The sequence below is a fragment of the Micromonospora sp. NPDC048999 genome (genome assembly GCF_040649295.1).
Lineage (GTDB): Bacteria > Actinomycetota > Actinomycetes > Mycobacteriales > Micromonosporaceae > Micromonospora.
Genome location: NZ_JBEZFI010000001.1, coordinates 68,793 through 89,420, shown reverse-complemented (window position 1 = coordinate 89,420; position 20,628 = coordinate 68,793). Strand labels below are relative to the sequence as shown.

The following is a 20,628-nucleotide window of genomic DNA, read 5'->3' as shown; positions in this document are numbered from 1 at the left end:
GCGAGCCCCTCGCCCAGCACCGCCAGACGACAAGCCGCCAGCAGCGAAGCATCAGGAGTTCTCCCGTGTCCGAGGTAAAGATCAGCGCCGAGCCCCGTACCGAGTTCGGCAAGGGTGGTGCCCGTCGTACCCGCCGGGCCGGCAAGGTGCCCGCCGTGCTGTACGGCCACGGCGAGAAGCCCAAGCACATCGCGCTCCCGGCGCGTGAGTTCGCCGCCGCGATTCGTAAGGGTGGGGCGAACCAGCTCTTCGCGATCGAGGTCAGCGACGGCACCCAGGTGCTGGCGCTGCCGAAGGCGATCCAGCGTGACCCGATCCGGGACACCTTCGAGCACGTCGACCTGCTGCTGGTCCGCCGTGGCGAGAAGGTCACCGTCGAGGTGCCGGTGGAGCTGACCGGTGAGGCCGCGAAGGACACCCTGATCGTGCACGACCACGACACCCTTTCGGTGACCGCCGACGCCACCAAGGTGCCGGACCACCTGGAGGCCTCGATCGAGGGCGCCGAGCCGGGCGTCCAGGTCACCGCCGCCGACGTCGAGCTGCCGGCCGGTGTCGAGCTGGTCGCCGACCCGGAGCTGCCGGTCGCCACGGTGACCGCCGCTCCGACCGCCGAGCAGCTCGAGGCCACCCTCCCCGAGGTCGAGGTGGCCGAGGAGGAGATCGAGGCCGGGGTCGGCGAGGAGACCGAGTCCTCCGAGGGCGCCGAGGCCGGCGTTCCGGCCGCCGCTGGTGGCGAGGAGAGCGCCGAGGCGAAGACCGAGGGCTGATCCGGTCCGTAGGCTGTGCGACAGGCGTCCCCGGTTTTTCGGGGGCGCCTGTCGGCGTGTCGGGACGGTTGGCGGTTGGCGGTCCGGGCGGACGACGGGCTCCAGGGCGTGGCGCGGCGGTGGACGCGCCGAGCTGGAGTCGTCGGAATTGACGGAAGGGGCGTGGCGTGACGGACGAGGCGGGGCCGTGGCTGGTGGTCGGCCTGGGCAACCCCGGCCGGGAGTACGCGGGTAACCGGCACAACGTCGGCTTCATGGTGGCCGACCTGCTGGCCGGCCGGTTGGGGGCCAGGTTCGGGCGGCACCGGCGCGTGGTGGCGGAGGTGGCCGAGGGGCGGCTCGGGCTCGGCGGCCCGAAGCTGGTGCTGGCGAAGCCGCTGACGTATATGAACCTTTCCGGCGGCCCGGTGGCCGGGCTGGCGCAGTTTCACAAGATCCCGCCGGGGCGGGTGATCGCCGTGCACGACGAGTTGGACATCCCGTATGGGCAGGTGCGGGTGAAGTGCGGCGGTGGCGAGGGCGGCCACAACGGCCTGCGTTCGATGTCGAAATCGCTGGGCACGAAGGACTACGTGCGGGTGCGGTTCGGTGTCGGCCGGCCGCCGGGGCGGCAGGATCCGGCGGACTTCGTGCTGTCGGACTTTTCCTCGGTGGAGCGCAAGGAGTTGGAGTTCCTGGTCGACCGGGCGGCGGACGTGGTCGAGTCGGTGGTCACCCGTGGGGTGGAGCCGACGCAGAACCTTTACCACGGCGGGTGAGTTCCGGGCGGGGTGTGCCCGGTGCGGCTGACCCGGGCCGGTAGTCTGCGCCTTCTGGCGTGGCGGTGCCGGCGACGGCGGGCGACGGGAGCATGAGTCATGGGCAGTCCTCCGATGATCGACGGTGCGTTCGCCCGGTGGTTGGCGGCCCGGGCCGGGCAGGCGCTGGTGAACCTGCGCGCGGAGCTTGGCTTCGCGGATCCGGGCGCGTTGAGGTCGGCCGGGGACAAGGTCTCGCACGACCTGATCCGCACCGAGCTGGCGAGGTGGCGGCCCGCGGACGCGGTGCTGTCGGAGGAGGACGAGGGCTCCCGGCTGGCCTGGACGGCCGAGGTGAGCCCCGACGCGGTGTCCCGGCTGACCGCCGACCGGGTGTGGATCATCGACCCGCTGGACGGCACCCGGGAGTTCGCCGAGGAGGGCCGGTCGGACTGGGCGGTGCACGTGGCGCTCTGGGCGCGGCACGCGCCGACGCCGCACGGGCTGGTCGCGGGCGCGGTGGGGCTGCCGGCGCAGCACCGGGTGCTGGGCACGGACTATCCGCCGGCGTACCCGCCGCTGGTCCTGGGGGCGGGGGGCGCGGGCGGCGGGCGGGCCATCCGGTTGGCGGCCAGTCGTAGCCGTCCGCCGGTCTTCCTGACCGATCTGGCGGAGGACGTGGGCGCTCATCTGGTGCCGATGGGCTCAGCGGGCGCGAAGATCGCCGCTGTGGTCACCGGTGAGGTCGATGCGTACATCCACGCCGGCGGTCAGTACGAGTGGGACTCGGCCGCTCCGGTCGCTGTGGCGACGGCTACCGGACTGCACGCTTCCCGGATCGACGGTTCTGCGCTGAGATACAACGATGCCGACCCTCGCCTGCCTGACCTGCTGGTCTGCCGGAAGGATCTCGCCGATCGGTTGCTTGCGGCGCTGCAACGCCATTGCGGGTAGCCTGAGGTTCTTCTTTACGAGTCCGACCGGAAAGGTCTGGAATCCCTGATGTGCGGATCCGAGCGAATCGAGTTCGTGTCATGACGTCTCCCGCCGCGTACCAGGTCTCCCACCTCGACGCGCTGGAGGCGGAGAGCGTCTTCGTGATGCGCGAGGTGGTCGCCGAGATGGAGCGCCCGGTGCTGCTCTTCTCCGGCGGCAAGGACTCGATCGTGATGCTCCGGCTGGCCCAGAAGGCGTTCGCGCCGGCCAACATCCCGTTCCCGGTGATGCATGTGGACACCGGGCACAACTTCCCCGAGGTCCTGGACTACCGCGACCGGCGGGTCGCCGAGCTGGGCCTGCAGCTCATCGTGGCCAGCGTGCCGGAGGCCCTGGTCAAGGGCCTCGTGCGCGAGTCGGCGGACGGGATGCGCAACCGGATCCAGACGCCGGTGCTGCTCGATGCGGTGGAGAAGCACCGCTTCGACGCGCTCTTCGGTGGCGCGCGCCGGGACGAGGAGAAGGCCCGGGCCAAGGAGCGGGTGTTCAGCTTCCGGGACGAGTTCGGGCAGTGGGACCCGAAGAACCAGCGCCCGGAGCTGTGGGCGCTCTACAACGGCCGGCACCACCCGGGCGAGTCGATCCGGGTTTTCCCGCTCTCCAACTGGACCGAGCTGGACGTCTGGCACTACATCGCCCGGGAGCGGATCCCGCTGCCGTCGATCTACTACGCGCACGAGCGCGAGGTGATCGAGCGCGACGGCATGCTGTACGCGGTCAACGAGTTCTTCCGGGCGCGCGCCGGTGAGGAGCCGTTCAAGGCCCAGGTGCGGTACCGGACGGTGGGCGACGCCTCCTGCACCGCGGCGGTCAGCTCGGAGGCCGACACGGTGGAGAAGGTGATCGAGGAGGTGGCCGCCACCCGGATCACCGAGCGGGGCGCGACCCGCGGCGACGACCGGGTCAGCGAGGCCGCCATGGAGGACCGCAAGCGGGAGGGCTACTTCTGATGAGCGCAGAGACGCTGGCACCGGACGCGACGGACGCCGGGGCCGGGTCGGAGGCCCGGCCGATGGACCTGCTGCGGTTCGCCACCGCCGGCAGCGTCGACGACGGCAAGTCGACCCTGATCGGCCGGCTGCTGTACGACACGAAGTCGCTCTTCACCGATCAGCTTGCCGCCGTCGAGGCGGTCAGCGCGGCCCGGGGCGACGAATACACCAACCTGGCGCTGCTCACCGACGGCCTGCGCGCCGAGCGGGAGCAGGGCATCACCATCGACGTGGCGTACCGCTACTTCGCCACGCCGCGGCGGAAGTTCATCATCGCCGACACCCCCGGGCACATCCAGTACACCCGGAACATGGTCACCGGCGCGTCGACCGCCGATCTGGCGCTGATCCTGGTGGACGCGCGCAAGGGCCTGGTGGAGCAGTCCCGGCGGCACGCGTTCCTCTGCTCGTTGCTGCGGGTGCCGCACCTGGTCCTCTGTGTCAACAAGATGGACCTGGTCGACTGGTCGCAGGAGGTGTTCGAGCGGATCGCCGACGAGTTCACCGCGTTCGCCGCGAAGCTCGACGTGCCGGACCTGACCGTGGTGCCGATCTCCGCGCTGCGGGGCGACAACATCGTCGCCCGCTCGGAGCACATGCCCTGGTACGACGGCCCGTCGCTGCTGCACCACCTGGAGCGGGTGCACATCGCCTCCGACCGCAACCTGGTCGACGTGCGCTTCCCGGTGCAGTATGTGATCCGGCCGCAGTCCACCACCGTCACCGACTACCGCGGCTACGCGGGCCAGGTGGCCTCGGGCGTGCTCAAGCCGGGTGACGAGGTGATGGTGCTTCCGTCGGGCTTCACCAGCCGGATCGCCTCGGTGGAGACGGCCGACGGCCCGGTGGAGGAGGCGTTCCCGCCGATGTCGGTGACGGTCCGGCTGGCCGACGAGATCGACATCTCGCGCGGTGACATGATCTGCCGGCCGAACAACGCCCCGGCGGTCGCGCAGGACATCGAGGCGATGGTCTGCTGGCTGGACGAGACCCGCCCGTTGCAGCTCGGCGGCAAGTACGCCATCAAGCACACCACCCGTTCGGCGCGGGCGATCGTGCGTGGCCTGCACTACCGGCTGGACATCAACTCGCTGCACCGCGACGAGACGGCCGGCGAGCTGCGGCTCAACGAGATCGGCCGGGTCCGGCTGCGTACCACGGTCCCGCTGCTCGCCGACGAATACCGGCGCAACCGCACCACCGGTGGCTTCATCATCATCGACGAGGCGACCAACCGCACCGTCGGCGCCGGGATGATCGTCGAGGCCGGCTAACCGCAGCCCCACCTCTGTCGCCGGCTGGGCATGGCCTGATGGCCATGCCCAGCCGGCCTTCACTGTTTCCGGGGCCAACGGAGATATTGGTGGGGAAGTGCTCCTGGCGGGGCCGGGTTCCTCCAAGATTCGTCGAGTGCTTCGCCGTCCGGCGCCGTGAGCTGCCCGTTCGCCGTGGGGTCTGGTCGCACCGGTCAGTCGGTGCTGACAAATGGTGGATGTCTCCTCACGCGTTGTTCACCTGCCGCATGTCCGGCGGAAGTCGACGGATGCGGCGGACGACATCCGACTTCCCGAATCTGTTTCCGTCGCGTCCTGGGGATGAGCGGTTACAGGTGAGGGAGGGTGCTGGTGCAAGTCGCGCGCTTTGTGTTCCTGACCATGCTGCCGTCCACCGGTACGCAGGGCGATCCGCCCGGCGGTGTGGTGTGGATGCTGGTCTCGCCGAACAACCGTACGCTCGGGCGGGGCTTGAGCCTGCACCGCAGCTACGCCGACTGCCGCGACGCCGTGCTGCGGCTTCGCGAGGGTGGGCCGCGCTGCCGTCCGGTGCTGAGCAATGTGGAGGCGACCGGCCAGTGGACCTGGCGGGTCGAGCTCGATGGCCGGCAGGTCGCCATGGCCAGCCGCTCCTACCTGCGGATGCGGGAGTGCAGCTACAACCTGGAGCGGTTTCTGGCGGTGCTGCCCGCCGCTGAGGTGGTGCCCGGCACCCGCGCCGTGCGGCGGGGGCGCTGGCACGGCGACCCGGGCGCGGGCGAGGGCGAGACCCGGCCGGGCGCGTCGTTGCGGCAGGTGGCCCGATGAGCGCCACCACCCTGCCGGTCGCCGGCGAGGCGCCGCCCGACCGGCCGCGCCGGCTCCGCCAGCGGCGTAGCCCGGCCGACCTGCTGTTCCGTGGCGGGGTCCGCACCGCGGGGATCCTCGTCCTGCTCGTCATGACGATGGTCGGGGTGTTCCTGGCGTACCGGGCGATGCTGGCCCTGCGGAAGGCCGGTCCGGCGTTCCTGACCACCCAGACCTGGGAGCCGGACTCCGGCGACTTCGGCATCGCCGCGGTGCTCACCGGCACCGTGCTGATCGCCGCGGTGGCGATCAGCGTGGCGGTGCCGCTGGCCACCGGCACCGCGCTCTACATCTCGGAGTTCGCGCCCCGGCGGCTGCGGCGTACCCTGATCAGCCTCGTCGATCTGATGGCCGCGGTGCCCAGCGTGGTCTACGGCCTGTGGGGCGCGTTCCTGCTGCAGGGGCAGGTGATCGGCCTGTCCCGCTGGATCTCCACCTGGTTCGGCTGGATTCCGCCGTTGCGGGTGCCGGGCGCCGATCCGGGCGACCCGCTGTCGCCGGCCGCCGCGTACACCTCGTCGACCTTCATCGCCGGCCTGGTGGTCGGTCTGATGATCACACCGATCGTGTGCTCGGTGATGCGCGAGGTCTTCGCCCAGGCGCCGGTGGGGGAGCGGGAGGGCGCGTACGCCCTGGGTGCCACCCGCTGGGGCATGATCCGGTCGGTCGTGCTCCCCTTCGGCCGGGGCGGGATGATCGGCGGCACGATGCTCGGCCTGGGCCGGGCGCTCGGCGAGACCATCGCCGTATACATGATCATCTCGCCGGTCTTCGCCATTCAGCCGCACCTGCTGGCGAACGGGGCGAACAGCGTCTCGGCGCTGATCGCGCTCCGCTACGGCGACGCGTCGGCGGTCGGTATCTCCGCCCTGATGGCGGCCGGGCTGGCCCTGTTCACGCTGACCCTGGTGGTCAACTTCATCGCCTCGTCGATCATCGCCCGGAGCCGGTCGGGCGCCGCAAGTGACGCCTGAGGAGAGTCGATGAGCACCGACACACTGCCGCCCGCGGTCGCCGCCGAGCCACCGCCGACCGCCACCACCACCCTGGTGGTACGCGAGGCGTACCCCGCCGGGCCGGAACCGCGTCGGCGCACCAGCGGGGTACGGGGCACCGACGTGCTCGCCCTGCTCGGTGCCGCGGCGGCGGCGCTGGCTCTGACCAGCCTGGTCTTCGTCCGGCTGGCCCCGTTCGACGGCCTGCTCGGCTTCGTCGTGCTGGCCTGGCTGGCCTTCATCGGCTGCTACGCGTTGCTGGTCTCGCTGGACGAGGACGGGCCCACCGTCCGCGACCGGACGGTTGCCGTCGTCGTGCACAGCCTGGCCCTCCTGCTGCTGCTCGCCCTCGTGGTGGTGGTCGCCTATCCGGTGAGCCGTGGCGCGAAGGCCATCTTCTGGCACGGCAACTTCTTCACCGAGGACCTCTCCTCGGCCGGCCCGCTGCTTCCGCTGGATCGGGGCGGCATCCTGCACGGGATCGTCGGCACCCTGGAGCAGATCACCATCGCCCTGGTCATCACCATCCCGCTCGGGCTGGCCAGCGCCGTCTTCCTCAACGAGGTGCCCGGGCGGTTCGCCCGGGTGGTGCGGACCGTCTCCGAGGCGATGACCGCGCTGCCGTCCATCGTGGCCGGCCTGTTCATCTACGCGACCGTGATCCTCATGCTCGGGATGGGCCGGTCAGGCTTCGCCGCCGGCCTGGCGATCACCGTGATGATGCTGCCGATCGTCATCCGCGCCGCCGACGTGGTGCTGCGGCTGGTCCCGGGCACGCTCCGGGAGGCGTCGCTCGCACTGGGTGCCCCGCAGTGGCGTACCGCCCTGTTCGTGCTGCTGCCGACGGCCCGTCCGGGGCTGGCCACCGCGGTGATCCTGGGGACCGCCCGGGGCATCGGGGAGACCTCACCGGTGCTGCTCACCGCCGGTTTCGCCGACGGTATGAACCTGGACCCGCGGCACGAGCCGCAGGTGTCCCTGCCGCTGATGACGTTCAAGCTGGTCGGCTCCGCCTCGGAGTACGACGTGGCCCGCGGCTTCGGCTCCGCCACCGTGCTGCTCGGCCTGGTGCTGCTGCTGTTCCTGCTCGCCCGCCTGGTCGGCGGTCGGGGCCCCGGCCAGCTCACCCGGGGCCAGCAGGCCCGCCGCGTGCACGCCTCCCGCCGCGATGCGCTCCGGTACGCCCGCCGCGTACCCGCCGCTCCCGAATCCGGATCCACCCCAGAGTGAGGACACCCATGTCGACCCGCGCCGGCCGCCGCGTCACCGCGGCGGCCCTGGTCACCGCGGTGCTGGCGGCCGTCATCGGCTTCGCCACCCCCGCCTCGGCCGCGAAGTACGTGCCGATCAACGGCGCCGGCTCCACGTGGAGCGAGATCGCGATCCGCGAGTGGAAGTCGAACGTCTACAAGAACGGCCTCAAGGTCACCTACAACGGTCTGGGCTCCTCCGACGGCCGTAACCAGTTCCGCAACGGCACCGTCGACTTCGCCGTCTCGGAGATCCCGTACGGGCTGCGCGACGCTGGTGCCGGCACCAGCGACCCGCCCCCGGCCCGTGGCTTCGCGTACATGCCGATCGTCGCCGGTGGCACCGCGTTCATGTACCACCTGAAGATCGGTGGGAAGCGGGTGACCAACCTGCGGCTCTCCGGCGATGTCCTCACGAAGATCTTCACCCGGAAGATCACCACCTGGGACGATCCGCAGATCAAGGCCGACAATCCCGGGCTGGCCCTGCCCGCCCGGAAGATCGTGCCGGTGGTGCGCTCCGACGGCTCCGGCACCACCGCCCAGTTCAGCCTCTGGATGAGCACCCAGTATCCAAACCTGTGGAACGACTGGTGCCGGCGTAACAACCGGGCCACCCCGTGCGGGGTGACCTCGTACTACCCGTACCCCACCGACGGCTCGGTGGTCGCCCAGGCCGGCTCGCTCGGCGTCGCCGGTTACGTCGCCCAGGCGCTCGGCGAGGGCTCGATCACCTACGTCGAGTACGCGTACGCCAACGGATCCGGCTTCCCGGTCGCCAAGGTGCTCAACGCCGCCGGCTACTACGTCGAGCCGACCAAGACCAGCGTGGCGGTCGGCCTGCTCGGCGCGGGTATCGACAAGGACCTGACCCAGAAGCTGGAGGGCGTCTACAACAACACGGACAGGCGGACCTACCCGCTGTCGTCGTACTCGTACATGATCCTGCCGACGAAGCTGGAGAACGGCTTCAACGAGAACAAGGGATACACCCTCGGCGAGTTCGCCAAGTACTTCCTCTGCGAGGGGCAGCAGTCCGTCGGCGGACTGGGCTACTCGCCACTGCCGAAGAACCTGGTCGAGGCGGGGATGACACAGGTCCTTCAGATCCCCGGGGTGAGCCCCGACAAGAAGGACATCGCCAACTGCCACAACCCGACCTTCGGGCCGGACGGGTCGAACGCGCTGGCGAAGACCGCGCCGTACCCGCCGGAGTGCGACCACAAGGATGCGCCCACCCAGTGCTCGACCGGCACCGGCGGCGCCCGGCAGGAGACCCCGACCAAGGGCGGGCAGGGCAGCACCGGAGGGTCCGGGACCGGCGGCACCGGCCAGAGCGCCAGCCCGGCGGCGACCACTCCGGGTGCCGTGGCGACGACGGGCCCGCCGGCCGCCGGTGGTGAACAGGCCGATCCGGACACCGGCGCGGTGGCCGGCGACGGCGGTGCTGGCGGCGGACAGTACGTCGACGGCGTGCCGGTGGCCCTGCGGGCCGAGGACGGCTCCGGGCTGGCCCGGGTGCTGATGATCCTCTCCGGCCTGCTGTTGGTGCTGGTCGTGGTCGGCCCGCCGTTGCTGTCCCGGTCGCTGGGCCGGCGCGACGAGGGCGGTTCGCGATGACCCGCCGCGCGCTCGCCCTCGCCGTGCTGCTGTTCGCCCTCGTCGGGTTGGTCACCGTGGACGTGCGGCCGCCAGCCGCCACCGCCGCCGTTGACGACGAGCAGGACCCGGTGACCGACTCGGCGATGACCGTGCACGGCTTGCCCGGCGAGTTCGGCGACGACTTCACCGGCCTGACCATCACCGTCGCCCAGACCAAGGCGCTGACCAGCCAGGGCGTCGTCGTCAGCTGGACCGGGGGTAAACCGAGCGTCCGCCGCGGCGATGACCCTGCCGCGACCAACTACCTCCAGCTCATGCAGTGCTGGGGGCCCGACCCGGCCGCCCCGGACTTCCGGGAGACCTGTCAGGTGGGTGGCAGCTCCGTACCGGCCCGGGCGCCGTCCGCGATGGACCCCCGGTGCTCTGACGAGGTTGGGAAGCCCTGCGAGAGCCTGCCGATGGATGCCCAGATGGTGCCGTTCCGGCCGGTAGAGGGCAAGCCCACCCCGCACGGCGGTGCGGCCCAGCCGTGGCCGCGCAAGGCGTGCGGCCCGCCGGAGTTGAAGGTCACCTGCCCGTCGACCGAGGCGGACGTCCTCGCCGACTACTACAGCGTCTACACCACCAACGAGATCCCCAAGGCCGTCACCGCCGCCGACGGCACCGGCCGGGTGGTCTTCGAGATGCAGACCGATGTCGAGGCGCCTCATCTGGGCTGCGGCAGCCCCGGGCACCTGACCTGCTGGCTGGTCATCGTGCCCCGGGGCGACCACGACCGGTCCAAGAACCCGACGGAGCAGATCGAGGGGAGTCCGCTGGGTGCCCGCGTGTTCCAGGACGCGATCCCGGTGCCCCTGCAGTTCCAGCCGGTCGGGGCGTTCTGCTCGCTGGAACGGGCGGAACGGCGCACCACCGGGACGGAGCTGGTGGCCGGCGCGATGCTGTCGTGGCAGCCGGCGCTCTGCGAGAACGACGGCCCGGTCTTCGGCTACTCGACGGCCGCGGACGACAACGCCGGACGCCAGGTGCTGGCACCCGACGGCCCCGGCCTCGTCTTCACCAGCGACCCGGTGGTGTCGCCACCGGACGGGCCACGGCTGGTACACGCCCCGGTCGCGCTCTCCGCCGTGGTGATCGCCTTCAACATCGACTTCCGGGTCGACCCGGGCACGACCGACAGCCGCGCCGGAAGAATGCTCCGCGAGGTGAACCTCACGCCGCGGCTGGTCGCGAAGCTGTTGACCCAGTCCTACAAGCGGGATATTCCCGGCAGCAATCAGCAGGTGTACGAGTACCTGCAGGACAATCCCCGCACCCTCCGGCTGGATCCGGAGTTCATCGAGGCCAACCCCCAGTTCGACGGCTTCACGGCCATCGCCACCTTCGACGGGTTGATGGTGCCCATCGGCAACTCGGCCATCGCCCGGGAGGTGTGGCGGTGGATCCTCGCCGACCCGGACGCGCGCGCCTGGCTGGAGGGCAAGCCCGACGAGCACGGCATGGTGGTCAACAAGGAGTATCTGCCACTCTTCGCCACCGGCTCGGCCCCGACCAACTTCCCGCGCGAGGACCTCAACTGCGACACCCCGCCGAAGCAGGACAAGTACTGCGCGCTGGACCTGCGCCCCTACCAGGGATCGTTCGCCGAGGCGGGATACCAGACGCTGCGCGCGGACGCCAAGAACCGCACGTCCTGGGATCCGAACGCCTTCCCCAAGGCGGCGTACAAGGCGTTCCCGCCGCAGCAGGTGACCCAGCGGTTCGCGGCCTCGATCACCGACGCGGCCACCGCCGCCCGGTACGGGCTGTTCACCGCCCGGCTGCGTAACCGGGCCGGGGAGTTCGTCGCGCCCACCGACCAGTCGGTGCTGGCCGCTGCGGCCGCGACGGTGCCCAGCGGCACCGCCGGCGTACGGGAGATCGACCCGAAGGCCAGCATTCCCGGCGCGTACCCGCTCGGGATGGTCACCTATGCCGTCGGCGACACCACCGAGGAGCAGGCGGCCCGTCGGGACTACGCCAACCTGATCCGCTACGCCGTCGGCACCGGGCAGAACCCCGGCGTCCAGCGGGGACAGCTGCCCGGCGGGTACGTGCCGCTGCCGGACGGGCTGCGGGCTGAGGCCCGGGCCGCCGCCGAGGCACTGGAGAAGGCGAAGCCGATCGTCTCCCCGACGCCCACGCCGCCGGAATCGGGCGGCACCGGCTCGCCGGGTGAGAGTGCGGGACCGGGTTCGACGCCGGAGAGCGCCGTGCCCGCCGACGGCGCTCCGCCGGTCGCCGCGCCGGCCACGCCGGTCGCGCCGGCCCTCCCGTCGAGCACGCCGGTGGCGGCACTCACCCAGGGGCAGCCGCTCGGTTCGATCCGGTACGCCCTGCTCGGCGCGCTCGGTCTCGGCGCGGTGGCCGCGCTCGCCGGCCCGGCGGTGCGCCGGATCGGGCGACGGCGCGCCGGGGGCCGGTCGTGACCGTCCCGGCCCCGCCCCGGCCAGCCCGTTCATCCGGCGTGCATGTTGGCGAGGCATTACGGGACAAAACGTTCTCCCGCGCGCGGTATCGAGGTCCCAGCCGCCGTGGCGAGCATGAGTGCTGCCCAGGGCCGACCGGCACTGGACAGCCCAACCCCGTGTGGAGCGGAAAGGGAGACAGCATGAAGCTGACACAGATCACCCGGGCGGCGGCGACGACGCTCGGCGCGTTGATGGTGGCCGTCGCGGTAGGCGGGCCGGCGTACGCCGACCCCGCCCCCGCCACGGACTACCGGGTCCTGGCCGGCGTCGGCTCCGACACCACTCAGGACGTCATGAACGGTCTCGGTGAGGCGATCACCGGCGCCGGCGGCGCCAAGATTGTCGCGTCCTGGGACGCCCGGGGCAGCGCCCAGATCAAGACCAAGGCTGCCAACTGCCAGTTCCCCCGCCCCGACGGCTCCGGCGCGGGCCGCACCGCGCTGCGCGCCTCCGAGGGGGAGAGCGGCGGCATCTACCAGGGCGCCAACGTCCTCGGGTGCGTCGACTTCGCGCGCTCGTCCAGTGCTCCCTCCGGCACGCCCGGCACCACCGGGCTCTACACCTACGTCTCCTTCGGCGTGGACGGCGTCACCTACGCGATCAGCGCCGACAGCGATCTGCCCAGCAACCTCACCCTGGTCCAGCTCCAGCGGATCTACCGGTGCCTGACCACGAAGATCAACGGCGTCACGGTGACCCCGCTGCTCATCCAGTCCGGCTCCGGCACCCGCTCGTTCTGGAACAGCAAGATGGGCATCTCCGAGTCGGAGATCAGCGCCGGTGACTACCCGTGCCTGCAGAGCCTCGGTGACACCGTGCAGGAGCACGACGGTCGGGTGCTCAACAACAAGCCGAACTACCTGGTGCCGTTCTCCATCGGTCAGTTCATCGCGCAGGAGAACGCCGGCCGGACCGTCGGCGGCGTCCTGGTCAACGTGCAGGACCGGCGCGGCCAGGCGACGCTCGGGAAGATCAGCGGCGTTGGTCCGCGGACCGGCGCCGGCGGCTTCACCGGCAGCCTCAACATCAACTTCCCGCTCACCCGGGACGTTTACAACGTGATCCCGACCTCGCGGCTCAGCAACCCGACCGTGGCCAGTACCTTCCTCGGTGCCAACTCGGCGGTCTGCACCCGCCAAGAGGTGATCAACGCCTTCGGCTTCGGGTTCCGCGCCTCGACCGGCAGCCAGCCGGCCGACCTGCTCCAGCAGGGCTGCGGCGACGCGTACCTGAAGGCCAACGGCTGAGCCGTACCCCTCGAGGGGTCCGGTGTGACAACGGTGGCCGGACGCCCCGCCCTGGGGCGTCCGGCCACCCTGCGTATTTGACGAGAGGTGTCCTCATGCGACAGTCGACAACCCTGACGGCGGTGCTGACCGGCCTGCTGCTGGCCGTGGTGGCCGCCGGCCCGGCGTACGCGGCGGACCTGGGCACGTTGACGATCACGCCGACGAGCGGGTCGGTGGGTTCGGGGGTGGACGACGCGACGCCGATGTTCACCTCGGCGACGACGTCGGCGGCCTGCCCGACCGGTTACGGCACGAACGCGGTGGCGAAGGTCGGTCCGGTCGGTGGTCCTTACCACCTCCTGAACAAGGTCGGCAGCGACAACGACTACGACGCGGGTGCGTTCTCGCTGGGGACGAACCGGTCGATGGCCAAGGCGTTGGGCGCGGTCCCGGCCAACGGCAACTTCGAGATCGTGATCCAGTGCTCGGGCGAACTCCTCGGGGATCACCCGAACTACTTCCGGGCGCCGATCACGGTCGCGGACGGCACCTGGTCCGCGTCGACCCAGCCCGTGCCGCCCGGCGGATCGTCGGGCTCGATGACCCTGCGGGTCGAGGTGGCACCCGCCCCGGGCGGCAGCGGCTCGCCCACCCCCAGCACCGGACCCACCGACGGCTCGGACGGACCCGACTCACCCGGCGGCGGCCCGCTGCCCGTCACCGGTCTGGCCATCGGCGCGGTGGTCGCCGCCGGGCTGCTGCTGGTCGGGGTCGGTGCGGTCCTGCGCGCCACGGCTCGCCGCCGGCGAGCCGACCTCGTCGGCTGACCCGGAGGCAACCGTGACCACCACCCCGCTCGCCGCGCCCGCGTCCCCGCCGACGCCGACGCCCGCGCCCACACCCGCGCCGACGCCGACCCCTGCGCCCACGCCCACGCCCACGCCTGCGCCTGTGCCCACGCCTGCGCCTGTGCCGACGCCTGCGCCTGCGTCGACGCGGCCCGCGCCCCGCCCGGCCGGCGGGCCACAGGTCGTCGCTACGGCGCTGACGCTGCTCGCCGTGCTGCTGCTCGGCTTCGTGGCACACCTGACGCTGATCAGCAGGTTGCAGTACGCCCGCGACCAGCAGACCGCCTACGCGGACCTGCGGAGCGAACTCGCCAACGCCACCGCGCCCACCGGTCAGGTGGACCAGGACGGCCGGCTGCTCGCCCCCGGCACCCCGGTCGCGGTGCTGCGCATCGAGCGACTGAAGCTGCGGCAGGTGGTCTTCGAGGGCACCTCCGGCGGCGTGCTGACCGCCGGCCCCGGACACCGGCGGGACACCGTGCTGCCCGGTCAGCCCGGCACCAGCGTGCTGCTCGGCCGGCGGGCCGCGTACGGCGGCCCCTTCGCCGACCTGGACCTGCTGAGCACCGGCGACATCATCACCGTGGCGACCGGCCAGGGCCAGCACACCTACCGGGTGCAGTCCGTCCGCCGCACCGGCGACCTGGCGCCGCCGCCGCTCGCCCCCGGGGCCGGCCGGCTCACCCTGATCACCGCCGACGGGCAGCCGTACCTGCCGCAGGATCTGCTCCGGGTCGACGCCGAGCTGATCTCGCCGCCGCAACAGGTCGGCTCCCGGCCGCTGACCGCGGCCAGCCTGCCGGCCGCCGAGAAGCCGATGGCCACCGACCCGGCGGCCTGGACCCCGCTGCTGCTGTGGTGCCAGGCGCTGGCCGCGGCCGCGCTCGGCTTCGCCTGGCTGCGTACCCGCTGGGGGCGGTGGCAGTCGTGGGTCGTCGGCGTACCCGTCCTCGCTGCCCTGGGCGCCGCCGCCGCGGACCAGATCGCCCGGCTGCTGCCGAACCTGTTGTGAGAAGAGAGGCCGTCATGACCATCTCCCCCGAGCTGACCCGGCTGGACCTACCCGACCTGCCGCCCGTCAGCGGCCACCTCGACGCCCGGAACGTCTCGGCATGGTTCGGCGGGCACAAGGTGCTCGACCGGGTCTCGCTCACCATGCCGGCCGGGCAGGTCACCGCGCTGATCGGTCCCTCCGGCTGTGGCAAGTCGACCTTCCTGCGCACCCTCAACCGGATGCACGAGCTGGTGCCCGCGGCCTCGCTCGCCGGCGAGGTGCTGCTGGACGGCGAGGACATCTATCACCCCGCGCGCCGGCTCACCGATGCGCGACGGCAGATCGGGATGGTGTTCCAGAAGCCCAACCCGTTCCCGGCGATGTCCATCTACGACAACGTGCTCGCCGGCCTGCGGCTCACCGGAGTACGGGCCGACCGGCGCAGCAAGGACGATCTGGTGGAGGAGTGCCTGATCAAGGCCGGACTGTGGAAGGAGGTGCACGCCCGGCTGCGACAGCCCGGCGGGGCACTCTCCGGCGGCCAGCAGCAACGCCTCTGCATCGCCCGGTCGCTGGCCATCCGCCCCCGGGTGCTGCTGATGGATGAGCCGTGCTCGGCCCTGGACCCGACCTCCACCCGGCGGATCGAGGAGACCATCGCCGAACTCGCCAGCGAGGTCACCATCGTCATCGTCACGCACAACATGCAGCAGGCCGCGCGGGTCTCCCAGCGGTGCGCCTTCTTCCTCGCCGAGCAGGGCGTACCCGGAGTGATCGTCGAGCACGGCCCGACCGACGCGATGTTCTCCCACCCGCAGGACAGCCGCACCGCCGACTACGTGCACGGCCGCTTCGGCTGACCCGGCCCACGGTCACCGCGAATTCGCCTCGCGCATGTCCGGCGTAAGAGTTGGCCTGTCCACCGGGTCACTGGCCAGCCGAAGTCTGGTCTCCGGTGCCCGTCGGGCACCGGCGTTCACTTCGAGCAGAGGAAGTGATTCATGAAGGCTCCGTCCTCCCGCGCGGCCCGAGCGGCCGCGCTGCTGGGAGCGGCAGTGCTCTCCTCAGTGGCGGTGGTCGGGGTGTCCAGCCCGGCGTTCGCCGCCGACCTGGGCACGTTGACGATCACGCCGACGAGCGGGTCGGTGGGTTCGGGGGTCGACGACGCGACGCCGATGTTCACCTCGGCGACGACGTCGGCGGCCTGCCCGACCAACTACGGCACGAACGCGGTGGCGAAGGTCGGTCCGGTCGGCGGTCCGTACAACAACCTGAACAAGATCGGCAGCGACAACAACTACGACGCGGGTGCGTTCTCGCTGGGGACGAACCGGTCGATGGCCCGGGCGCTGGGTGCGGTCCCGGCCAACGGCAACTTCGAGATCGTGATCCAGTGCTCGGGTGAGATCCTCGGGGACCACAAGGACTACTTCCGGGCCCCGATCACCGTCAGCAACGGCATCTGGAAGCTGGCCGGCGCGGTGACCGCCGAGCCGACCACCACCGCCCTGACCGTCGCCCCGGCCGGCACCGCCGCGTACGGCGCGCCGGTCACCCTGACCGCCACGGTGACCCCGTCGGCGGCGACCGGCACGGTCACCTTCAAGCGCGGCGCCAGCACCGTGGGCACCGTACCGGTCTCCGGCGGCACCGCCAGCGTGACCGCCACCGACCTGCCGATCGGCACCCTGTCGCTGACCGCGGTCTTCACCCCGGCCGGCAACGACTACGCCGGTTCCACCTCCGCCGCGGTGTCGTACCAGGTCACCGCGCCGGTCGGCGGTTCCACCGGTTCGCAGACCATCCTCGCCGACGTCGCCCCGGGCGCCTTCTCGCTCGGGCTCGCCGGTGACACGGCCAACCTGACCGGCGGGGTGGTCGGTGGGCAGGCCACCGGTGCGCTGAACAAGGCCACGGTGACCGACCTGCGCGGCACCAACGCCGGCTGGAACCTGGTCGGCCAGGTCCAGGACTTCGTCAACGGCAATGCCCAGATCCCCGGCGACAACCTGGGCTGGACGCCGAACGCGGCGAAGGTCGACGCCTCCGGAAACGTGGTGGCTGGCGCCACCGCCGCCCCGGGCGCCGGCACCGGCCTCGGCTCGGCCCACACCCTCTGCAAGGCCGACTCCGGCACCAGCGCCGGTGTCTTCGCGTGCGGGGCCGGGCTGACCCTGACCATCCCGGACTCGGCCGCCCCGGGCAGCTACGCGGCGACGCTCACGCTGACCCTGGCCTGATCGACCCGGACACCACGCGGAGGTGCCGCACCCTCGGTCCCCGGACCGCTGATGCGGCACCTCCCGCACCGCACCTGCCGCCCGCAACCCAGCAGAGACGGAGTTCCGCATGTCCCGTCGTACCCGGGCCGCGTCGTCGCTGATCGCGGTACTGGCCGCCGGCCTGTTCGCCGTGCCCGCGCCGGCGCACGCCGCCCCCGCCGCCCCCGCCGCCCCCGCGCCCGCTTCCGGCACCGCGCCTGCCACGCCCGCTTCCGGCACTGTGCCCGCCTCCCAGGGCGGGGCCACCGGTGCCGAGCTGCGGTGGGCGGTGCAACCGACGAGCGGTCCGGGTGCCCCCGCCCGGAGCGTCTTCCAGTACGAGAGCGGGGCCGGCACCCACGTCGACGACCGGGTCGCCATCAGCAACCTCAGCGACCGGCCGCTCACCTTCGCGGTCTACGCCACCGACGCCTACAGCACCGCCGACGGCGCGTTCGCCCTGCTGCCCGCCAGTGATCCGCCGACCGACCTGGGCACCTGGATCAAGCTGCCCCGGCGGTCCTGGACGGTGCCCGCGGGCAAGCGGCTGGAGATCCCGTTCCGGCTGACCGTGCCGGACCGGGCCACTCCCGGCGACCACGCGGCGGGGATCATCGCCGCCGTCACCGAGCGCCACACCGACGCCCAGGGCCAGCAGGTCAACCTGGACCGCCGGGTGGCGGCCCGGGTCTATCTGCGGGTGGACGGCGAGCTGGCACCCGAGGTACGCATCGAACAGCTGGAGACCGCCTACCGGACCCCGGGCGTGCCGTTCGTCGACGGTCGGCTGTCCGTGCGCTACCGGGTCCGCAACACCGGCAACGTCCGACTGACGGCGGGCGATGCGGCGGTACGCGTACGCGGGCCTCTCGGCGTCACGCTCGCCGAACCGCAGCGGGTGGCCCTGCCCGAGCTGCTGCCCGGCGGGGAGGTCGTGCTGGAGCGCGACGTCGACGCCTGGCCGATGGGCCGGCTGGACGCGGTGGTCACGGTCAACCCGATCACCGCCGAGGGACGGTTGCCGGCGACCAGCCGCTCGGCCGGCACCTGGGCGGCGCCCTGGTCCACCATCGGGGCGCTGCTGATCGTGGCCGCGCTGGTGGCGCTCGGCTGGCTCGCCTGGCGGCGCCGGCGGGTGCTCGACGAGCCCGAGGAGGACTGAATCAGTCGAGGCGGGTGACGCCGCCGGTCGGGAAGACGGTGACCGGGCCGGGGGCGGCGAAGCCGCGCTCGGCGTACGCGGTGGCCACGGCGGCCGCCACGGCGTCGGCGGCGGACGCCTCGATCAGGGCGAGTACGCAGCCGCCGAAGCCGCCGCCGGTCATCCGGGCGCCGTACGCCCCGGCGGCCAGGGCCGCCTCGACCGCGATGTCGACCTCCGGCACGGTGATCTCGAAGTCGTCCCGCATCGAGGCGTGCGAGGCGGTCAGCAGCGGGCCGACGTCGCCTATCAGGCCGGCCCGCAGCAGCACGGCCGTGTCGAGCACCCGCTGGTCCTCGGTGACCACGTGCCGGACCCGGCGGCGGGTCTCGTCGTCGGGCAGCTTCGGCAGCGCCGCGTCGAGGTCGGTGATGTTCACGTCGCGCAGGGCCGGCACCCCGAGGGTCCGGGCGGCCCGCTCGCAGGACCTGCGGCGGGCGGCGTACTCCCCGTCGGCGTGCCGGTGCGGGGCGCGGCTGTCGATCACCAGCATGGCCAGCCCGGCGAGGGCCAGGTCGAACGGGATCTGCTCGATCTCCTCGGTGCGGCAGTCGAGGAGGAGCGCGTGCCCCGACCGGCCACGGATCACCGCGGACTGGTCCATGATCCCGGTGGGCGCGCCGACGTAGTCGTTCTCGGCGCGCTGGGCGAGCCGGGGCCACCGGTCGGTGGGCAGGTGCAGCCCGCCCAGGTCGACCAGGGCGGCGAGCACCGCCGCCTCGATGGCCGCCGAGGAGGAGAGCCCGGCGCCGACCGGCACGTCGGAGGCGACGGCCAGCCGCGCGCCGGGAACGGTGTGCCCGGCGGCGCGCAGCGCCCAGACCACCCCGGCCACGTACGCGGCCCAGCCGGTTACCCGGCCGGGCTCGTCGACGTCGGCCGGGCCGAACTCGACCGGGGCGGCGTCCAGCTCCGACCAGACCGTCCAGCGTGCGTCGTTCCGGGACGTCGCGGCGACCACCGTACGCAGCGGCAGCGCGAAGGGGAGCACGAAGCCGTCGTTGTAGTCGGTGTGCTCGCCGATCAGGTTGACCCGGCCGGGAGCCGCCCAGCGGCCCGCCGGCTCACCGCCGTACCGCTGCCGGAAGCCGGCGGTGGCGCGGGCCGCGACGTCGGCCGGCGGCGCGGCGGTCACCGCCGCCCCAGCACGTGCTCTCGGTAGAAGGCCCAGGCGTCGCCGACCATGTCGTGCAGGGTCGGCTGCTTCGGCACCCAGCCCAGTTCCTCGCGGGCCAGCGCGGACGAGGCGACCAGCTCGGCCGGGTCGCCCTCGCGGCGGGGGGCCACCTCGACCGGTACGGGGTGGCCGGTGACCTCGCGGACCACCTCGATCACCCGGCGGTTGGTGAAGCCGTTGCCGTTGCCCAGGTTGTAGATGCGGTGCCGTCCGGGCGTGGCGGCGTCGAGCGCCAGCAGGTGCGCGCGGGCCAGGTCCGCGACGTGGATGTAGTCGCGGATGCAGGTGCCGTCGACGGTGGGGTAGTCGTCGCCGAAAAGCTGCAGCTTCTCGCGCCGGCCGGCGGCCACGTCGAGGGCGAGCGGGATGAGGTGGGTCTCCGGGTCGTGCCGTTCGCCGAGGGCGCGCCCGTCGTGCAGGTACGCCCCGGTGACGTTGAAGTAGCGCAACGAGACGGCGGCCAGGTCGTACGCGATCGCCTCGGAGGTGAGCGCCATGTCGACGGCCAGCTTGGTCGCCCCGTACGTGTTGGTGGGGGCCTTGACGGCGGTCTCCGGGATGGGTAGCTCGGTGGGGTTGCCGTAGACGGCGGCGGTGGAGGAGAAGACCAGCCGGGGCACCCGGGCGGCGCGTACCGCGTCGATCAGGGCGAGCGAGCCGACGGTGTTGTTCTGCCAGTAGAGCTCCGGCTTGACCATCGACTCGCCGGCGGCGATCAGCGCGGCGAAGTGCAGCACGCCGTCGAAGCCGGCGTCGGGGGTGAGCACCCGGGCGGCCTCGTGCACCGAGAGGTCGACGTGGGTCGCCTCGGGGGCGAGGGCCTCCCGGTGGCCGGTGCGCAGGTCGTCCAGGACCGTCACGTCGTGGCCGTCGTCCAGCAGCATCCGGGTCACGACGCTGCCGATGTAGCCGGCGCCACCGGTGACGAGCAGTTTCACGTCGATCC

18 protein-coding genes are annotated in these 20,628 nt (G+C 72.3%); 16 read left to right on the top strand and 2 right to left on the bottom strand.

Annotated elements, in window-relative coordinates; all coding sequences use genetic code 11:
* Positions 1-65 precede the first annotated feature (65 nt).
* The 16 genes from AB0C02_RS00395 (at position 66) to AB0C02_RS00320 (ending at position 18,466) form a co-directional block, all read left to right on the top strand.
* Positions 66-770, top strand: a complete 705-nt coding sequence (locus AB0C02_RS00395) for a 50S ribosomal protein L25/general stress protein Ctc (protein WP_357539558.1) — start codon at positions 66-68, stop codon at positions 768-770.
* Positions 771-937: 167 nt separating this feature from the next.
* Positions 938-1,528, top strand: coding sequence for an aminoacyl-tRNA hydrolase (gene pth / locus AB0C02_RS00390; protein WP_357539556.1), 591 nt, complete (start codon positions 938-940; stop codon positions 1,526-1,528).
* 99 nt (positions 1,529-1,627) lie between these two features.
* On the top strand, positions 1,628-2,461 hold the full coding sequence (locus AB0C02_RS00385) for an inositol monophosphatase family protein (protein ID WP_357539554.1): 834 nt from the start codon (positions 1,628-1,630) through the stop codon (positions 2,459-2,461).
* Positions 2,462-2,541: 80 nt separating this feature from the next.
* Positions 2,542-3,453, top strand: coding sequence for a sulfate adenylyltransferase subunit CysD (gene cysD / locus AB0C02_RS00380; RefSeq protein ID WP_357539552.1), 912 nt, complete (start codon positions 2,542-2,544; stop codon positions 3,451-3,453).
* Positions 3,453-4,769 carry a GTP-binding protein gene (locus AB0C02_RS00375; RefSeq protein ID WP_357539550.1) on the top strand — a complete coding sequence of 439 codons (1,317 nt, stop codon included), beginning with the start codon at positions 3,453-3,455 and terminating at the stop codon, positions 4,767-4,769. The genes cysD and AB0C02_RS00375 overlap by 1 nt, the downstream gene beginning before the upstream one ends.
* Before the next feature lie 351 nt (positions 4,770-5,120).
* Positions 5,121-5,576 (top strand): hypothetical protein, encoded by a 456-nt coding sequence (locus tag AB0C02_RS00370; protein WP_357539548.1) that lies wholly within the window; start codon positions 5,121-5,123, stop codon positions 5,574-5,576.
* Positions 5,573-6,589, top strand: a complete 1,017-nt coding sequence (pstC, locus tag AB0C02_RS00365; RefSeq protein ID WP_357539546.1) for a phosphate ABC transporter permease subunit PstC — start codon at positions 5,573-5,575, stop codon at positions 6,587-6,589. The genes AB0C02_RS00370 and pstC overlap by 4 nt, the downstream gene beginning before the upstream one ends.
* Positions 6,590-6,598: 9 nt before the next feature.
* Positions 6,599-7,840, top strand: a complete 1,242-nt coding sequence (gene pstA, locus AB0C02_RS00360) for a phosphate ABC transporter permease PstA (RefSeq protein ID WP_357539544.1) — start codon at positions 6,599-6,601, stop codon at positions 7,838-7,840.
* Between the two features lie 8 nt (positions 7,841-7,848).
* A complete protein-coding gene (locus AB0C02_RS00355; RefSeq protein WP_357539542.1) occupies positions 7,849-9,480 on the top strand; it encodes a phosphate ABC transporter substrate-binding protein PstS in 1,632 nt (543 codons plus the stop codon).
* Positions 9,477-11,930, top strand: coding sequence for a hypothetical protein (locus AB0C02_RS00350; protein WP_357539540.1), 2,454 nt, complete (start codon positions 9,477-9,479; stop codon positions 11,928-11,930). Before AB0C02_RS00355 ends, AB0C02_RS00350 begins: the two co-directional genes overlap by 4 nt.
* Positions 11,931-12,112: 182 nt before the next feature.
* Positions 12,113-13,219 carry a hypothetical protein gene (locus AB0C02_RS00345; protein ID WP_357539538.1) on the top strand — a complete coding sequence of 369 codons (1,107 nt, stop codon included), beginning with the start codon at positions 12,113-12,115 and terminating at the stop codon, positions 13,217-13,219.
* A gap of 95 nt (positions 13,220-13,314) precedes the next feature.
* Positions 13,315-14,028, top strand: coding sequence for a hypothetical protein (locus tag AB0C02_RS00340; RefSeq protein ID WP_357539537.1), 714 nt, complete (start codon positions 13,315-13,317; stop codon positions 14,026-14,028).
* 142 nt (positions 14,029-14,170) lie between these two features.
* Positions 14,171-15,061, top strand: a complete 891-nt coding sequence (locus tag AB0C02_RS00335) for a sortase (protein WP_357539535.1) — start codon at positions 14,171-14,173, stop codon at positions 15,059-15,061.
* A 14-nt stretch (positions 15,062-15,075) separates the two neighbouring features.
* A complete protein-coding gene (locus AB0C02_RS00330) occupies positions 15,076-15,903 on the top strand; it encodes a phosphate ABC transporter ATP-binding protein (protein ID WP_357539533.1) in 828 nt (275 codons plus the stop codon).
* 141 nt (positions 15,904-16,044) lie between these two features.
* Positions 16,045-17,283 (top strand): Ig-like domain-containing protein, encoded by a 1,239-nt coding sequence (locus AB0C02_RS00325; protein WP_357539531.1) that lies wholly within the window; start codon positions 16,045-16,047, stop codon positions 17,281-17,283.
* Positions 17,284-17,392: 109 nt separating this feature from the next.
* Positions 17,393-18,466: a DUF916 domain-containing protein gene (locus tag AB0C02_RS00320; protein ID WP_357539529.1), complete on the top strand. Its 1,074-nt coding sequence runs from the start codon at positions 17,393-17,395 to the stop codon at positions 18,464-18,466.
* A 1-nt stretch (position 18,467) separates the two neighbouring features.
* On the opposite strand, the gene galK is transcribed toward AB0C02_RS00320, so the two are convergent.
* Together galK and galE are read right to left on the bottom strand one after the other, a co-directional pair.
* Complete coding sequence (galK, locus tag AB0C02_RS00315; protein ID WP_357539527.1) at positions 18,468-19,640, bottom strand: galactokinase; 1,173 nt, start codon at positions 19,638-19,640, stop codon at positions 18,468-18,470.
* Positions 19,637-20,620, bottom strand: a complete 984-nt coding sequence (gene galE / locus AB0C02_RS00310) for a UDP-glucose 4-epimerase GalE (protein ID WP_357539525.1) — start codon at positions 20,618-20,620, stop codon at positions 19,637-19,639. Before galE ends, galK begins: the two co-directional genes overlap by 4 nt.
* Positions 20,621-20,628 lie beyond the last annotated feature (8 nt).

Coding starts and splice junctions, on each gene's coding strand:
- AB0C02_RS00385 (WP_357539554.1), top strand. CDS start 1,628: ATGGGCAGTCCTCCGATGATCGACGGTGCGTTCGCCCGGTGGTTGGCG.
- cysD (WP_357539552.1), top strand. CDS start 2,542: ATGACGTCTCCCGCCGCGTACCAGGTCTCCCACCTCGACGCGCTGGAG.
- AB0C02_RS00375 (WP_357539550.1), top strand. CDS start 3,453: ATGAGCGCAGAGACGCTGGCACCGGACGCGACGGACGCCGGGGCCGGG.
- pstC (WP_357539546.1), top strand. CDS start 5,573: ATGAGCGCCACCACCCTGCCGGTCGCCGGCGAGGCGCCGCCCGACCGG.
- pstA (WP_357539544.1), top strand. CDS start 6,599: ATGAGCACCGACACACTGCCGCCCGCGGTCGCCGCCGAGCCACCGCCG.
- AB0C02_RS00355 (WP_357539542.1), top strand. CDS start 7,849: ATGTCGACCCGCGCCGGCCGCCGCGTCACCGCGGCGGCCCTGGTCACC.
- AB0C02_RS00350 (WP_357539540.1), top strand. CDS start 9,477: ATGACCCGCCGCGCGCTCGCCCTCGCCGTGCTGCTGTTCGCCCTCGTC.
- AB0C02_RS00345 (WP_357539538.1), top strand. CDS start 12,113: ATGAAGCTGACACAGATCACCCGGGCGGCGGCGACGACGCTCGGCGCG.
- AB0C02_RS00340 (WP_357539537.1), top strand. CDS start 13,315: ATGCGACAGTCGACAACCCTGACGGCGGTGCTGACCGGCCTGCTGCTG.
- AB0C02_RS00330 (WP_357539533.1), top strand. CDS start 15,076: ATGACCATCTCCCCCGAGCTGACCCGGCTGGACCTACCCGACCTGCCG.
- AB0C02_RS00325 (WP_357539531.1), top strand. CDS start 16,045: ATGAAGGCTCCGTCCTCCCGCGCGGCCCGAGCGGCCGCGCTGCTGGGA.
- AB0C02_RS00320 (WP_357539529.1), top strand. CDS start 17,393: ATGTCCCGTCGTACCCGGGCCGCGTCGTCGCTGATCGCGGTACTGGCC.